Annotated in this window: 10 protein-coding genes and 1 tRNA gene; 2 read left to right on the top strand and 9 right to left on the bottom strand. The window is 63.2% G+C overall.

Features of this window, described 5'->3' with window-relative positions; all coding sequences use genetic code 11:
- Positions 1-36: 36 nt before the first annotated feature.
- Positions 37-1,716 carry an arylsulfatase gene (locus J3P73_RS09240; protein WP_130717122.1) on the bottom strand — a complete coding sequence of 560 codons (1,680 nt, stop codon included), beginning with the start codon at positions 1,714-1,716 and terminating at the stop codon, positions 37-39.
- 396 nt (positions 1,717-2,112) lie between these two features.
- Here J3P73_RS09240 and J3P73_RS09235 point away from each other — a divergent pair, with 396 nt between their 5' ends.
- On the top strand, positions 2,113-3,072 hold the full coding sequence (locus J3P73_RS09235; RefSeq protein WP_024321148.1) for a formylglycine-generating enzyme family protein: 960 nt from the start codon (positions 2,113-2,115) through the stop codon (positions 3,070-3,072).
- A 454-nt stretch (positions 3,073-3,526) separates the two neighbouring features.
- Entirely contained in the window at positions 3,527-4,015 is a 489-nt protein-coding gene (locus J3P73_RS09230; RefSeq protein ID WP_075224201.1) for a HEPN domain-containing protein, read from the top strand.
- Between the two features lie 70 nt (positions 4,016-4,085).
- Here the strand turns inward: J3P73_RS09230 and J3P73_RS09225 are convergent, their stop codons facing one another.
- The 8 genes from J3P73_RS09225 to bcsN form a co-directional block, all read right to left on the bottom strand.
- Entirely contained in the window at positions 4,086-4,574 is a 489-nt protein-coding gene (locus J3P73_RS09225) for a hypothetical protein (RefSeq protein WP_029767859.1), read from the bottom strand.
- A gap of 143 nt (positions 4,575-4,717) precedes the next feature.
- Positions 4,718-4,794: transfer RNA gene (locus tag J3P73_RS09220), tRNA-Pro, on the bottom strand.
- Between the two features lie 98 nt (positions 4,795-4,892).
- The gene (locus J3P73_RS09215; RefSeq protein WP_018070479.1) at positions 4,893-5,561 is read right to left on the bottom strand and encodes an HAD family hydrolase; all 669 of its coding nucleotides are present in this window, start codon (positions 5,559-5,561) and stop codon (positions 4,893-4,895) included.
- 74 nt (positions 5,562-5,635) lie between these two features.
- On the bottom strand, positions 5,636-7,981 hold the full coding sequence (locus J3P73_RS09210; protein WP_207579898.1) for a cellulose synthase: 2,346 nt from the start codon (positions 7,979-7,981) through the stop codon (positions 5,636-5,638).
- Complete coding sequence (locus tag J3P73_RS09205; RefSeq protein WP_024321152.1) at positions 7,978-9,024, bottom strand: family 8 glycosyl hydrolase; 1,047 nt, start codon at positions 9,022-9,024, stop codon at positions 7,978-7,980. The genes J3P73_RS09210 and J3P73_RS09205 overlap by 4 nt, the downstream gene beginning before the upstream one ends.
- A complete protein-coding gene (locus tag J3P73_RS09200) occupies positions 9,021-11,486 on the bottom strand; it encodes a cellulose biosynthesis cyclic di-GMP-binding regulatory protein BcsB (RefSeq protein WP_207579897.1) in 2,466 nt (821 codons plus the stop codon). The genes J3P73_RS09205 and J3P73_RS09200 overlap by 4 nt, the downstream gene beginning before the upstream one ends.
- Positions 11,483-13,675, bottom strand: coding sequence for a UDP-forming cellulose synthase catalytic subunit (bcsA, locus tag J3P73_RS09195; RefSeq protein WP_032997355.1), 2,193 nt, complete (start codon positions 13,673-13,675; stop codon positions 11,483-11,485). Before bcsA ends, J3P73_RS09200 begins: the two co-directional genes overlap by 4 nt.
- A gap of 167 nt (positions 13,676-13,842) precedes the next feature.
- On the bottom strand, positions 13,843-14,823 hold the full coding sequence (gene bcsN, locus J3P73_RS09190; RefSeq protein ID WP_207579896.1) for a cellulose biosynthesis protein BcsN: 981 nt from the start codon (positions 14,821-14,823) through the stop codon (positions 13,843-13,845).
- Positions 14,824-14,933 lie beyond the last annotated feature (110 nt).

Below are 14,933 nucleotides of genomic sequence, written 5' to 3'. Positions count from 1 at the left end.
TCCGGCCGCCCCTCCGTCTCGCACGCCAGGTGGCGGTCAGTCGGTGCCGCCAGAGGTCTTCATCTCCTTTACCTGCTGCATAACTTGCTCCAGATTGTAGCTTGCAGGGTTCTGCAGTGGCGGGAAGTCGATGTAGCTCTCGAGGTGTTTCAGCCACAACTGTTGGCCGATGGGCAGGATATTCCAGTCATAGACATAGGCGGTGGACGGTGATGCAATGGCGCCGCCCATGCCGAAGAGTGTCTTGATCTGTGTTCCGACCGAGGTCTCGAACGGATCGCGCTTGATGTTGACGACCTGCGTCCACGAGTACGGCTGCACTCCGTGAATGAAGCCCGCCGGATCGTCGGACACCATTGCGAAGTACATCTTCCAGTTCTTGAAGCGGACCGCCGACGGGTCCTTGCCGGAATAGTACAAGAAAGAGTCGCGCTTGGATGGCGCCTTGCCTTCCAGGAAGTCGCGCTGATCCATCCCGTCAAGCGTGGTCTTGACGATCCCAGGATACTCACCCGCCTCGATCTCTTTCTTCAGTCCATCACCCTTGGGTCCACCAGCGATGTCGACCAATGTCGGCATCCAGTCGAGCGAGGCGAAGATGTCGTTCTTGACCGTGCCGGGCTCGATGTGCCCGGGCCAGCGAACGACCAGCGGCGCACGCATGCCGCCCTCCCAGGTGCTCAGCTTGCCGCCCTTGAACGGGGTGGTGCCGCCATCGGGAAAGGTGATCGTCTCGGCGCCATTGTCGGTGGTGAAGACGACGATGGTGTTGTCGAGCTGGCCCATCTCCTCGAGCTTCTTGAGGACGTAGCCGATATTGTCGTCCATCTGCTTCATGCCGGCTTCGTTGACGCCCCAGTCCTTGCCGCCGGGCTCGCCCACCATGGCCTGGTACTTGTCCGGCAGCACGGTGGTGATGTGCATGCGCGCCGGGTTGTACCAGACAAAGAACGGCTTGTTGGTCTTCTTGGGATCGTTGCGGTCGAGGAAGTCGATGACCTTGGCCGAGATCTCCTCGTCAATGCCCTTCGAGCGATCCAACGTCAGCGGACCTTCGTCGGTGCAGCTCTGGTTGGCTGGGGATCCGTCGGACGACTTGCACGACAGCATCGGACGCGGCGGCGTCAGGCAGGTCGTGGTCTTCGGGTCCACGGCTGCGGGATTCTCCGCAAGTCCGGGGATCGGCGTGTTCTTGCAAGCCGGCGCGATCCCCTGCTCGGCCGCCGTCTTGTTGATGTCGGGGAAGCTCACCCCTTGCATGGCGTCGAGGTGGTAGAGGTAGCCCCAATATTCCTGGAAGCCGTGCGCCGTCGGCAGGGATTCGGTGGTATCTCCGAGATGGTTCTTGCCGAACTCGCCTGTCGAGTAACCGAGATCGTACAGGAACTTGGCGAGGTGAGGCGTGCCGGCCCGCAGGTAGGACGGGCTTCCGGGAATTTCCGGCAAAACCATGCCGACGCGCACCGGCTGCATGCCGGTGATAAAGGCAGTGCGCCCTGCCGTGCAACTCTGCTCGGCGTAGTAAGTCATGAACTTCGCGCCTTCGTGGCCGATGCGATCGATGTTGGGCGTTTCCCCGACCATCAGGCCCTCATGATAGATGCTCGGCTGCATCCAGCCGATGTCGTCACCCATGATGAACAGGATGTTGGGCTTCCTGTTCTCCTGAGCATGTATTGCCGCCGTGCTCGCCAACAGGCTGCCGGCGACCGCCATTGCTGCTGTTATGAACTTTGTAGTCCGTCTCATTTCGAATGCCTCCCTCAGGGGGTCGCCACATGGACGACCAAGGTTGGTTGAAAGACGAGTCGAAGCAAAAGAGGGTTTGTCGGCGACGTCCAATTTGCCGACTGGCAAATCGGACAGATCATTTCGGTAGAGACGCGGCTCTCGACCCGCGCGCGCGGTCACCCTCGACTTGCCGAAGAGGGCATGTCCACTCTTCCATCCATTTTCTACATTGTATTAGCGTAAGCAGATATTGCCCTTTGGGGAATCCCCGTGAGGGATTGCGAATTGCCACCGGAGCCGTCGCGAACACCCTCCCTAAAGGACAATAGGCACGATCAGAAACCGCATGTCATAGAGATACACAGGGACATTCAGGTGGGCATGGCCATGAGCGCAGCAGATGCATACGATCCCGCATTCGACGGGCTGGCCTGGGTGCCTGCACGGATGTTCACCATGGGATCGAACAGGCACTATCCGGAGGAAGCGCCTGCGCATCCGGTCAAGGTCGACGGCTTCTGGATCGACGCGACGCCAGTAACAAACCGCCAGTTTGCCGCCTTCGTCAAAGCCACCGGACATGTCACCGTCGCGGAAATGACGCCACAAGCTGCCGACTACCCAGGGGCACTTCCCGGAATGCTGCGGGCCGGCTCGCTCGTGTTCACCCAACCAAAGGCGGTCATCGGCTCCGACATAACACAATGGTGGTCGTTCAAGTTCGGCGCAGACTGGCGACACCCCTACGGTGGTCGCAGTGACATTCGTGGGAAGCTCGACCATCCCGTCGTTCATGTGGCCTACCGCGACGCCCTGGCTTACGCCCATTGGGCTGGCAAGGATCTACCAACTGAAGCTGAGTGGGAGCTGGCAGCGCGTGGCGGGATCGACGATGCCGAATTCGCCTGGGGCGACGAATTCAACCCAGATGGCAAGCTTATGGCCAATACGTGGCAGGGAACGTTTCCCACAATGAGCACGAAGCGGCCCGGCGCCGACAGGACTTCACCGGTTGGGTCTTTCCCCGCGAACGGGTACGGTCTTTACGACATGATCGGCAACGTCTGGGAGTGGACGTCAGACTACTGGTCAACCCGCCATCCTCAACCCGCGACCAAATCGTGTTGCATTCGTCAAAACCCTCGTGGTGGTGACCGAGAAGCAAGCCTCGATCCCCGCGAACCGAATGTTCGAATCCCAAGACGGGTGCTGAAAGGCGGGTCACATCTCTGCGCGCCGAACTACTGCCGTCGCTATCGTCCCGCCGCCCGTCATGCGGAACCGGAGGACACCTCCACCAGTCACGTTGGCTTCAGATGCGTCAAGCGAACCGAAATTTGACCCCCCCCACGGACCGCTCCAGTTCGATGACCGTCGAGGTGCCTGCTGCCTCGCTGGCGGCCCGGAAGGCCTAGCGAGGCGTCCTTGGAAAGCATCCAGCAGAATGGCGCCTTAGAAATCGTCGCCCGCCAACTTGATAAGGCCAACTGGCGTGGCCTCGCTTAGGCTTAAAAACAGTGGTGGCGTCCGACGAGCGATCAGCCGGACAAAGAGGGTCGGGCCGCCCAGCACCCCTGGGCCGCGGCTTGTCGGTCGAATGGCACTGCCTGCACTGCAAACGGCGCGCGCAACGGCCGCACGATGGCAAGAAATCTCTGGCATTGCCCAGACTACGGAGCGGCACCGATCGAAATCTTCGCGAAGACGCTGCGGAAGCGCTATCGCAAGCAGTTGGACATCGGCGCCGCGAAGCTCGAAGCCGCGCTGGTCGAGCGTCTTCTCCGCCTCGCAAGAATTGGAAGACGTTAGGAGGCTCTACAATCTCATCCTTGGACGGCGGGAAGAGAGGGTCGCGATAGCGCTCAAGCGACTGAACAGTTGCATGACGCGCGACGACGCCGTGGACGCGATCCTTGACGCGACGATAGGCCTTGAAGTGCTCCTCGGTGACCAGGAGAATCAAGCGCTCTCTTACAAGCTCCGCTTACGTGCGGGAGCGCTAGCAAGGCTCAGTGGAACGCGAAAACCAGCAGACGTCGTTGCGAGCGTTAAGAAAATCTATGAAGTTCGGTCAGCGATAGTCCACGGGCTGAAAACCAAGAAACCGAAAAAACGCCTCCTTGAGCCCGAGGCGGGACCATTTGCTGCTGAGCGTGCGGCGGCGGCGGACATGTTGCGATTCGCCATCGACCTCTTGCTTGAGCATCCAGTGTACTTGGATCCGCTAAAGATTGACGCGGACCTGCTAATCGAGCCGGCAGTGCCCGAGGGGCAAGGAGGATGAAAAGCCGCCGCGCTGCGATAAGGCCGAGCCGCGCGGCGCGGTCGGCATTCCTCTGCGGCAAAGCGGGACATCAGCGCCGCGTTGCCATCCGCCAGAGTTCGGCGAGATCGTCAAGGCTCATGCGCAGGCAATCCGCCGCAGTCAGCCGTTCCCGTTTTCGCGCGAAAATCTCAGTCAGTGCAAACCCCTCGCCGCAGACGGCGGAAACGAGGCCGTACATTCGGGCGCCGAGGAGAGCCCGACATCGGGCCAGCAAGTTGCCCGCATTCACTTGCCGTTCCGTGATGGGGTCGCGCGCCTTGCCGCCGTCGACATGTTCACGACCATAATCGATGGCCGAAGCACTTTTGCCACCCATCGATTCCCACCGCGCCCGGAAGTGCGTCGCGGCGGCCACCAGAGCAGCATCGAGAACACCTCTCGCCGCCAATGTCGTGATCGCGCTTTCGCGGATGTCCATCATCGCGGGAATCGTGCGCGGGTTCGTCGCATCTGGCGGATGGGCGCGGGAGAAGTACGGATTCTCAACGAGGGTGGGGCGAAGCTTCGGTGTGGGCATGTCGCGGAGAATGCCATAGCTGGGCCGAATCGTCACTAGGGTGCCGTGGCTGTCATGGCCCCAGAATGGCCCCAATTTTCGCAACCTGCCTCTTTCGAGGCTTTACTTTTTTCCGGAAAGACTAGGGTTTTCAAGGATTTAAATGGTCGGGGCGACTGGACTCGAACCAGCGACCCCTTGACCCCCAGTCAAGTGCGCTACCGGGCTGCGCTACGCCCCGACCTGCCGAAACGGCTTGCTTCGTTTAGTTTTTCAGCGCGTGCAATGCAAGCGGAAAAACCTTGCCTCCAACAAAAAGGGAGCGGTTTGCGCGAATGGTCAGATCGCCGCGAGCTTCAGCCGGCCTTCGGCGGTCTGGCGGGGCTGCCATGTCAGGTAGTTGGCGATCGAAAAATGCGGTGTTTCGAAGGGTGTGGCGTGGGTTTCGGTGATGACGGTGACGCCGGCGCCGGCAGCTTCGCCGGCGAGAATGCCGGCGACGGCATCTTCGAAGACCAGGCATTTTTTCGGATCGACGCCGAGGCGGCTTGCGCCGAGCAGATAACCTTCGGGGCTGGGCTTGCCTGATTTGACCTCTTGGCCGCTGACGATGACCTTCGGCATCGGGATGCCGGCGGCGGCCATGCGGCGCCTGGCGAGCTCGATCGGCGCCGAGGTGACGATTGCCCATCTGCCCTCAGCGATGGCGGAGAGGAAGCGGACGGCGCCGGGGATCTCGACGATGCCGGAGACATCCTCCATCTCCTCGGCGAGCAGCAGATCCGCCTCATGGGCCGGATCGACGCCGGGCAGGCCGAGCCCGCGGATCACGTCTGAGGCGCGGATGCCATGGATCGTCTTCAGGAAGACCTCCGGCTCGAAGCCGTGGCGTCTTGCCCATTCGCTCCAGACGCGTTCGACGACGGCAATGGAATTCAGCAGCGTTCCGTCCATGTCGAAAAGGAAAGCGTCGTAGGACCTATCGAGGATGTCATGGAGAGCGGGCACGGGTGTTCCTTCCAGCATGAGGCCGGGGCGGCCCCTGCGCAGGCGAGTAGCGGAGAGCTGCGGCGGCGTCAACGTCAGTCGTTGACGTCGGGATGCGTGACGTTTCTGACGTCGGCAAGACCGCGGGCAGCATCGCGGCTGCCGGTCGCGGCAGCGGCTTCGAAGATGCGGGTCGCATCGCCGTACATTTTGAGATTGAGGTAGCAGTAGCCGCGCAGAACCATCAGGTCGATGCGTTCCTGCTGCAGCTGGGCGCGCTGATCGAGATAGATCAGGGTTTCGCGGTAACGCCCGGCGTCGAAGGCCGAAAGCGCACGATCGGCGAGGATCGCCACCTGAAGCTCGGCGGCACGCTGGCGGTTCTGCGGCGCCTTGGTGGCTGCGACGGCGGCATTGCCCGAGAGGCCGGCGCGGAGATAAGCAAGGCTCTGGCCGTAGGCTGCGTCTTCGCGGACCTTGCGGGTCGGGCTCTGCAATGCCGCCTCGAAGGCCGAGATTGCCTCCATCGGCCGGTTGATATCCATCAGGCACCAGCCGCGCGACAGCGCGTCGGCCGGCTTAAGCTGCCCCGCATCGATTGTCGTTGAGCAGCCGCGTGTCTGGCGCGGACCACGCGGAACGGTCACCGTCTCCATCGCCGGCCTTGCCGCGCGAACGACCACTTGCGACCCCGGCTGCAGGGTGATGCGGCGCTCGGCCGGAAGCGGCTCGGTCGGGGGATTCTGCGTCGGCTGAGCCGCTGGTTGCTGTGCGGCAAGCGTGCCCTTCTCCGGCGGCGGCGTAACGGCATTCGGTATCAGGGAGGAGGTGTCTTCGAGATTGGTGATTCGGCTCGACCGGCCGGCCCAGGCGCGCTGAAGGTCGAGCACGGCCTTGCGGTCGCTCAGTTGCTCGCGGGTGATGACAAGACCATAGGCGGACGGCTCGTCATCGGGTTTCCAGGCAAGCGCCGTCTCGAACCAGCGTGCAGCAGTCTGGAACTGGTTGAGGGAGCGGGCATACCAGCCGAACTGCTGCGCCGTCGGCACGTATTTCCGGGCGATAACCTCGGTAGCGATGCGGTGCAGCACGTCTTCGGCCAGATCGGCCGGCGGCTGCAACGCCATCAGGTTGGCGGTGGCGGCGAGATAGGTTGATGTTGCATCCTCGGAATCGGCGCGCCAACGGAACATCACGTCCTCGGCTTCTTCAGGCGCCTTGCGGGCGATCAGCGCCAGCGCCAGTCCCTGCGAAGCGGCCGCCGAATCTTGCTTGGCTCGGGCAGCGCGGAACCACTTCTCGGCATCGGCATCGTTGTTGCGGCGAAGCTGGTACCAGCCGAGCAGTAACGCGTCGGAGGCGAGCCCCCCAGTCTCGGCGAGTTTTTCGAGACGGGCGATGTAGCCCGGCGCGATAACAAGCTTCGGATCGTCATTGCCCTCGGCCATGAAGCGTCGGGTGAGATTGTCGCGGATCGCATCGAATTCCTTGCTGCCGTCGGCAGCGGGCCTCTCCAGCGTGAGCAGTGCCTGCATCGGCTGGTAGGCAAGCAGCGTCGAGGCCTTTTCGACCGTCGCCTGCCGCTCGGCGGGATTGGCGCAGTTCTTCAGGATATAAGTGTAGGCGTCCTGGCCGCGCTGCGCCCTCTCCGTCTGGATGAAGGCTTCGGCGACGCGCCAGAGAACATTGACCTCGCTGCAGGTGAGCAGGCTCGGTGTTGCGGCAGCGATATCGACGACCGTCGCATATTGCTTGAGGTCCGACGCATTGACGAGACGGGCACGGGCCTCAGCGACGTCGAGTCGGTCGAGCAGATCGGCCGGCGGCTGCCATCCGGCATCGGCTGCCTGGCGGTCGGCGACCGCCTTGCGTAACTCCGCATAGCGACCATCGGAATAGAGCTGCCACATGGCCTCGAGTTGTTTGTCGCCATTCTGCGGCACGGCGAGCGGATCGGCCGGCGGAACCCAGTTTGGGTAGAGCGCCTGAAGGCGGGAGATTTCGGCTTGCAGGCGCACCTTGTCGCCGCGGCTGGCGAAATAACGAAGCGCACTTTCATCGACGGCAGGCTGCGCAGGCGCGGCCGCCTGTTGCGGTGCCGGCGGCGCGGAAACGATGGGGGGCGTGACCGGCGCCGGCTGGGCGACCGTCTGAGGTGCCGCCGGTTGCGGTGCTGCGGCATCCGGCTCGCGCGCGCCCGGCGCCGGCGGCGACGGGGATGTGATCGCCTCGATCTTGTCGGCCACCAGCTGCGCATTGAATTCAGGATTGCCGGCGGAAGCATCGGTCGGCTTGATGCGGCCCATCATCATCAGCTCCGGCCCCGGCTTGCTGGCAGACCCAAGGCCGAATCTTTCCTGCAGAGCGGCACGATCTTTCAGTCCGGTGACGAGGGTCGCCACCACGACTGCTGCTGAAATCGCCACGAGAGAAGACTTCACAGACACTCCGGATGCTTCTCCCCGATATAGGCCAGGCCCAGCAGCTGAAGCGTGGACGGATAATAGAGTGCGGGCGCAAATTGCAGGGCCGAGCCCGGCAGCTTGGCCCCATCGACTACACAGGCCACAACATCGTTAACAATTCGATAACCGGGATCCGGCAACACGGTCTTCGGCCGGCCGGTGGTCAGATCGATGGTGGCGGGAACGCCGTCTTGCGACATCCCCTCGCGCAGATGGGTCAGCAGCGCCTTGTCGGTGACGCCGCCACGAGCGAGATAGAGCGGGATGCGGATGGCGTTATAGGCAAACTCGGCGTCGAAACCCTGCGCCGGCTGCGGCTGGCCGCTGAGACTCACCCATTCGGCTGGAAGCTTGCGCGGGCCGAACTGCATCGTCTTCAATAGCGTTAGGCTATCCTCCGACAGCTTTTGCCAGGCATCCGACGGAGCGAGCGCCGCCATCACCGGGATCGCCTCGTAAATCCAGTAGGACGGGTTGACGACGGGACCGTCCTCACGGTCGGTAGCGGCAAAACCCTCACTCCCCGGCAACAGGAGTGTGTGCCCGGCCGCGTGCACGACGGTTTCGGCAAGCAGCGCCTGCGCCATGCGGGAGGCGGCGAGGATATAGTCGTTGCGTTTCCACGCCGTGCCGGCAAGCGCCAGTGCGTAGGCGATCAGCATGTCGCCGTCCGAGGCGTTGTTGGTGTCGGTGACGTGCGGCTTGACGTTCGGATCCCACTTCCAGACGGCCAGGCCATCGTCGCGCAGCAGCAGCTCGGTGCGGGTAAAATACCAGATCTGTTCGAAGTCGGCGGGGCTGGCTGCGAGATAGGCGAGCAGCATGCCATAGCCCTGCCCTTCGCTGTGGCTGATATTGCCGTTGCCGTTATCGATGATGCGGCCGGTCGCATCGAGAAATTTCGCCTTGTAGGCGGACCATGCGCCGGCATTGATCATCGCCTGCTGCGCGACGGCGGGCGGGTCTACAGGGGCAAGCGCGACCGTGGCCGCCAGCAGGAGTGCGCGCCACCGCCTCATTTGGACCGGCCCAGTCTTCTGAGCATGCTGGAGGTGGTGACGCCGATCAGCAGCACGAAGAAGACCAGCAGGAAGGCGTAGGAGAGGATATTCGTCGACAGCCAGTTGGCGGCGATCAGCCGGTAATTGGCGATCGACCAGGGGGTGGACGGCACGAAATCGAAACGGGTGACGGGCACGGTTTCGATCTTGCCTGTCTTGCTCGAATAGGTGGTGATGTGGCCCGATATCTGCGGCCAGTTCAGCTGCGCGGTCAGAACCTCGAGCCCTTCGCGCAAATCCTTCGCCGACGGCGCCGCCACCACGGTCCATGCGCCGGCTCCCGCGGGGCTGGAGCCCTGTGCAACCAGCAGCGTGTCGGCGTTGGCCGGCGTGAAAATCTGCTCGGCGCCGGGGATGAATTGCAGCGAGCTGCGGGAGATATCGAAATTGCGCGACAGCCACTCGCGGAAGGCGGTGACCCGGTTGTGCAAGACACCGCCGCTGACCTTGGAGTTCCACTCCTCGAAAGCCGTACCGGTATCGACGACGTTCGGCTGCGTATCCGCCACCGGACGCCACGAGGCCTGGCTCGTCGTGGAGATATTGGTCTGCGACAGTGCGGTTGTCGGCATCTGCGAGATGGAGCCGATGAAGATGGCATCGCGATCGCCGATCGTATTCGGCGAGGCGACGGTTTCGACGGCGATCGGATGGCCGGCCGTGATCGCCATCTGGCCGAGCAGCGTGGCGGCGGCCGAAAGCGTGTCGGCGTCGATGCGGTCGATGAAAAGCGGCGTCGGCTCCGTGGCCCGACCATAGGGATAGGCGGTGCCGGCCATTGCCGCCAGATTCGGACGCTGACCGACGCGGGCGAAATCCGGTATCTCCAGCTCGGAGGTATCGAACAGGGCAAAGCGCGGGGTCGCGCCGGCGGTCGCGCCCGGCGCGCAGACGGCGTCGTCCTTGGTCATCAGGATCGCTTCGATCGCCACCGAATTGAGGCCGGGCTTGAAGTGCCGCATCGTCACGCGGATCGGCAGATGACGGAGAATGCCGCCTGATGTCGTGGTGATCGGTACGGTGGAGGCGATGTTGTCGTTGACGTAAATATCGATGTGGCTGCCGGGCAGCACGTTATCGGTATAAGCGGCGTCGAGCAGCACCTTCGCCTCGCCATAGGCATTGGCATAAAAATCGGCCGGCACGGCGATATTGAAGCTGGTCCGCAACCGCCGGCCGGAGAATTCGGTGGTCTTCACGCCGAGCTGAGACAGGGCGATGTTCGTGTCGGAAAAGACCAGCGGCGCGTTCGGCGCGCTCCAGCGTTCGGTGGTCAGCACGTCGCGGCGGACATCCGAGGATCTGTCCGTCGGCGAGACGATGGTATCGATCGCCGAGGAGACCGCTTGCCAGGAAGGGCCGCTGATCAGAAGGACCGGCGAGCCGCTGCGCGGGTCGGTGACGAAAGCGGCGAGTGCTGCACTTTCGGCGCCGGGCGGCAGGCCGGGAAAGAGCGGCCGCAGTTCCGCCGCGGTACCGACGAGCACGCTGAGCTTGCCAGGCCCGGCGGCCGGAAGCGACGCGGTGCTGAAGGCAAAAATCTGGTTCGGCATACTGCTCAGCACCGACAGGCCCTGCGCCAGCCGTAGCAGCGGCTTGGTGGTTCCCGGCTGCTCCAGCGCCGGGACAACGATGTCGAACTCGGTCTTGCCAGCACCGTCGACGCCGATGGCGCGGATTGCGTCGGCGCTCGCTAGCGGGGCCGCATCCCTGCCGGCAAAGCTCAGATAGGTTCCGGCCGGATCGATGTTCGACCACAGTTCATAAGTCGATTGAATGCTGCAATCGGTGCGGTGGCGCTGATCGGCTTCGAAGGTGACGAGGTTAGCGCCGGGCTGCAGCAGACCGGGCGGAACCTCGAACGTGACGGTCGACGGGCCATCCGGCGAGCCGACGCGCTGTTGGCCGATCGGGCGGTTGTTGAGATAGACGGTCAGCGCCGAGGCCTCAGGCGCAACGACGATCGAATTCTGGTAGGCGAAGGTGAAGCTTGCCTTGGCCGCTGCCTGCTCCGGCGTCAGATAGACGGACCATGACCGTCGGTCGTATTCGCCGCCGAGGCCGAGTTTCGAAAAGGGCACGACAAAGCGACGAACATCGCCGGGGCGCGGCGGCGCAGCCGGGTTTACTACTGCTGCTGGCTGGAGCGCGGGCGTCGCCGGCTGCGGCTGGGCAGCGATCGGCGGAGGAACGGGAGCGGGAGCAGCCGGGGTTGCAGGTGCGGGTATGACGGAAACCGGAGGCGTGACGGGAACGGGCGCAATGACCGCAGGCGGCGCGGCCTGTGTGGGCGGCGTCAATCTCGGGCCAACGGACGCACCGGGCGGCCGCTCGCCGGACATGTCGAAGGGCGCCGTCTGCGCCTGGGCGAAGGCGGAGGCATTCAGCAGGAGAAGCGAGGCAGCGACGATCCTTCTCATCCGGCGTTGACCTTTGCCGCCTGCTGGTGGGCTTCCCGCTCCGGCCGCATGCTGCGGAAGAAGTAAACGAGGCCTCGGCTCGTCTGGTAGAACGACATGCCGAGAAACCAGATGGTGCCGCGGATCAGGCCCGGATTGCGGCGGCGCGAGGCCTGAAACTGGGTCCACTGGTCGGAATTGGCAAACATCAGATCGGCGATGAGGCGATGGTCGAGCGCGCTTTTCGGCACGTACTGGCAGCCGACATTGCTGATGTCGCCCGACGGCTCGATGTTACGGACGATGAGCGGCAGGGTTTCCAGATCCGCGCCGCTATAGGGCCGGAAGCGGATCTCGCCGACGGCGCCGACCAGCATCTCGTCGAGATGCTTGTTGAAGATGTGCAGCCTTGCGCCGTGGACGGAGACATCCTCGATCGAGGCCGTGTACCACTTGCCGTTGGCGCCGAATTCGCAGCGCCGGTTGACGCGGACGCGACGGGACGAGGCGCGCTCGCCGCGCTCCGACACGACACCAAGTGCGCAGCCGGCCATGATCAGGTTGATGACATTCCACCCGCCGACGACGAGCGTGACGTCGGCCTTATAGGGCTCGGCATAGATCTTGTAGATGGTGATGATGAGCGCGACGATCTGTACCGCAAAGATGACGAAGAACGGGCGGCTGATCTCCGACAGACGGCTGACGGCGATCGATTCGTCCTTGGCGGTGACCTTGAAGGTCGGCTTCCTCGGATTGAGCATGACGGAGACGACAGCCGGCAGCAGATGCACGGTCTGGACATATTCGTAGAGTTCGGAAATCCAAGGCCAGCGGAACGACCCGTAGAGGTAGTTCTGCATCATCAGATTCACGAGCATATAAGCAAGCGTATAGGCGAGGAACTCGCCGCCCGAGGCGGTGAAGATTTCCAGATCGAAGAACAGATAGAAGAGCGGCGCAAACAGAAAGATCGTGCGCGGGAACGGGAAGAGCCAGAACAGCGTGGAGGACATGTAGCAGAAGCGCTGCGGGATCGTCAGGCCGCGTTTTAGAAGCGGGAAGCGGAAGCGCAGGATCTGCATCATGCCCTGCGCCCAGCGGCTGCGCTGACCGATGAAGCTTGCAAAGGTGGCTGGCTGCAGGCCGGCGATCAGCGGCTTGTCGACATAGATGCTGTTCCAGCCGCTGCCGTGGAGCGCCAGCGCCGTCTCGCAATCCTCGGTGATGCTGATGCCGCTGAAGCCGTTCTGCGATTCGAGCGCCTTGCGGCTCAAAACTGCGGCCGAGCCGCAGAAGAAGGCGGCGTTCCATTTATCGAGGCCGCGCTGGATGATGCCGTAGAACATCTCGTTCTCGCTCGGCATCTTGTCGAAGGTGCGCAGGTTACGCTCCAGCGGATCGGGATTGATGAAGAAGTGCGGGGTCTGGACGAGGAAGAGCTTCGGATCGTCTTCGAAGTAACCGACGGTCTCGAGCAGGAAATCGCGGGCCGGCGCGTGGTCCGCATCGAAGACGGCGATGAGCTCGCCGGTCGAATGTTTCATCCCGTTGTTGAGATTGCCGGCCTTGGCGTGTTCGTTGCGGTCGCGCGTGAGGTATTTGACGTCAAGATCGTCGCAGAGCTGCTTCAGCTCGATATGGCGGGCAGCCGCCGCCTGGGCTTCGAGCAGCTTGCCGGAATTGCGCTTCTGCAAGGTGCCGCCGTCATCGAGCAGCCAGACATGCAGCTTGTCGGCCGGATAATCCATGGCCTTGGCGGCGGCTAGCGTGTTTCCCAGCAGGCCGGCATCCTCGTTGTAGGATGGCACGAAGACGTCGACATGAGGAAAACGTTCATTCTTGCCGGCGCGCGAGGGGCGCGACGGCAGCGGCGTAGCGACGATGAAGAGGCTGAGCGCCAGCATCGCAACGCTATACATTTCGGCAAGGTAAAGCAGCAGGCCGGGAATGAAATTTTCAGGCTGGTTCAGAGGCGGCAGCGTATTGGTGGTGCGCCAGTAAACATAGCGCAGCACGATCGACGTGCCGAAGGCGAGCGCCACCAGGCGCCACGTCCCCTCGCCCTTCAATACCTTGATCAGCGCCATGACGGTCACGACCGTGATGCTAGTGATGAGCTGGGTCTGCAGGTTGACCGGCAGCGTGATCAGCACGATCATGCAGAGCGAAACCACGGCCCATATGATGACACTGCGGGCTTTGCGCATTGACGTTCCTTCGAAATTGCTCAACCGACCAACGGGCGCCCGCGGGCATGCTCGCTAGAACAGGATGATTTTAGGCCGGGTCGGCCTAAAATCTGAATCCTGTTCTAAATTAAAGAGTTAGAGCATGATGTCGTCCGAAAACCGCTCACACTTTTCGGCATCATGCTCTATCTCCGGCAGGCGGCCGTCATGGCCGCGTCGCCTATGCAGTCCGGCGAAGGCACGGTGACGCCGATCGCCCTTACCGATTGTTCGATCGGCGCGGCGGCCGCATCCGGCCGTGCACTTGTCTGTGGCGTCTCGCCCGGCAGCGGCACGCGCGGGCCGATGGGCGCGGGCACCGGGGCGACGCCTTGAACCGGTTGCGGGATCGAGGCGCTGCGAACGGCAACTGCCCTCGGCCGGCTGACTATGGCCGGCGCCGGGTCGTAGCCGATCGGCATCGGGCTGGCGCGGTAACCGCCCTCGTCGGGATAGATCGGCTCGCCGGTGCGCCCGAGCGCGCCATCGGCAGGCGGCGGATTGCCGTAAGGGTTCCAGACCGCGCCGTCGAAGGTGCCTGATATGGTGTAGCCATAGACGATGCCGAGCAGCTGGCGCTCGCTCGCCCTCGCATCGCAAAGACGCAGGCGCAGCTGGATCATGCCGAAATTGCGCGCCTGGGTATTGGCAGCAGTGCTCGAGCGGATCTGCTGCCAGGCATAGACGCAGGTGTCGCCGGCCCTGCTGTGGCCGGAGGCATAACCGAACGGGCCATAGGCGTTCTGCAGGAAGGTCGCCGACGTCGCCATCGGCACGCTAGGGGCCGAACGGGCCACCTCGCGGGCAATGCCGCTCTCGTTGATCATGCTGAAGCCCGCGTTGCCAGTGCCGGGATTGGCTCCGGAAGCGCCGAAGAACTGGACCTTCAGGAAATTCTGACCGGGCACGGAGGATGAGGTAAACAGCGAGATCGTCTGCTCGACGCCGTTTCCACGCTTGCGCTCGACGACGCTGACGATCGACGGACCGCCCGGCGGCGGCAGGACCAATGCCTTTTCAGGCGCCACGGTTTCCGGCGCGGAAGGCTGGCGCACACCGCCTGTCGACGTGCAGCCGGCCATCATACCCGCCACTGCCACCAGCGATATCACCTTCCGCAATCGCATGTCTCGAGCCGCCGCAATCGTATTTCTAGAGATCCATTCGCAAGCCGAAACGCGACGGATCGTCGAATCAACGACCGGTTGGTCGTCCGTTCGGAATAAACGTCCAACAT

It is taken from the genome of Rhizobium ruizarguesonis, from assembly GCF_017357285.1.
GTDB lineage: Bacteria > Pseudomonadota > Alphaproteobacteria > Rhizobiales > Rhizobiaceae > Rhizobium > Rhizobium ruizarguesonis.
Note: the sequence above shows the minus strand (reverse complement) of the source record. Positions and strands in the feature narration are given on the sequence as shown.

Excerpts from the sequence above, each read along its gene's own strand:
- J3P73_RS09235 (WP_024321148.1), top strand. The coding sequence starts at position 2,113 with ATGGCCATGAGCGCAGCAGATGCATACGATCCCGCATTCGACGGGCTG.
- J3P73_RS09200 (WP_207579897.1), bottom strand. The coding sequence starts at position 11,486 with ATGAGAAGGATCGTCGCTGCCTCGCTTCTCCTGCTGAATGCCTCCGCC.
- bcsN (WP_207579896.1), bottom strand. The coding sequence starts at position 14,823 with ATGCGATTGCGGAAGGTGATATCGCTGGTGGCAGTGGCGGGTATGATG.
- bcsA (WP_032997355.1), bottom strand. The coding sequence starts at position 13,675 with ATGCGCAAAGCCCGCAGTGTCATCATATGGGCCGTGGTTTCGCTCTGC.
- J3P73_RS09240 (WP_130717122.1), bottom strand. The coding sequence starts at position 1,716 with ATGGCGGTCGCCGGCAGCCTGTTGGCGAGCACGGCGGCAATACATGCT.
- J3P73_RS09205 (WP_024321152.1), bottom strand. The coding sequence starts at position 9,024 with ATGAGGCGGTGGCGCGCACTCCTGCTGGCGGCCACGGTCGCGCTTGCC.
- J3P73_RS09225 (WP_029767859.1), bottom strand. The coding sequence starts at position 4,574 with ATGCCCACACCGAAGCTTCGCCCCACCCTCGTTGAGAATCCGTACTTC.